The organism is Cupriavidus sp. GW823-FHT06D04, assembly GCF_058795055.1.
Window position 1 is genome coordinate 1 of record NZ_JBXAHL010000117.1, and the last position, 731, is coordinate 731.

A 731-nucleotide genomic window follows, 5' to 3' on the forward strand; every position below is an offset into this window, starting at 1 on the left:
GCGACCGCGGTCACCATCTTGGCGCCGTTGCGGGCAATGCCTTCGTTCTCGTACTTGCGCCCGACCATGAAGCCGGTGATGTTCTGCAGGAAGACCAGCGGGATCTTGCGCTGGCAGCACAGCTCGATGAAGTGCGCGCCCTTGAGCGCGGACTCGGAGAACAGGATGCCGTTGTTGGCGATGATGCCGACCGGGTAGCCCCAGATGCGCGCGAAGCCGCACACCAGCGTGGTGCCGTAGCGCGCCTTGAACTCGTCGAACTCGGAGCCGTCGACCAGGCGCGCGATCACCTCGCGCACGTCATAGGGCTTGCGCGTATCGGTCGGGATCACGCCATAGAGCTCTTGCACCGGATACAGCGGCTCGACTGGCTCGTGCAGGCGGATCTGGTCCGGCTTGCGGCGGTTCAGGTGCTGCACGATATTGCGCGCCAGGCTCAGCGCGTGATGGTCGTTCTGCGCAAAGTAGTCAGCCACGCCCGACAGGCGCGTATGCACGTCGGCGCCGCCCAGGTCTTCGGCGCTGACTTCCTCGCCCGTGGCGGCCTTCACCAGCGGCGGGCCGCCCAGGAAGATGGTGCCCTGGTTCTTGACGATGATGGACTCGTCGCTCATCGCGGGCACGTAGGCGCCGCCGGCGGTGCACGATCCCATCACCACCGCGATCTGCGGGATGCCCTGCTTGGACAGGTTGGCCTGGTTGTAGAAGATGCGGCCGAAGTGGTCGCGGTC

General features: G+C 65.9%; 1 protein-coding gene. It reads right to left on the minus strand.

Features of this window, described 5'->3' with window-relative positions; all coding sequences use genetic code 11:
- The coding region (locus AC1Q7H_RS39830) for a carboxyl transferase domain-containing protein (RefSeq protein ID WP_492382513.1) at positions 1 to 731 on the minus strand (731 nt) is incomplete at both ends.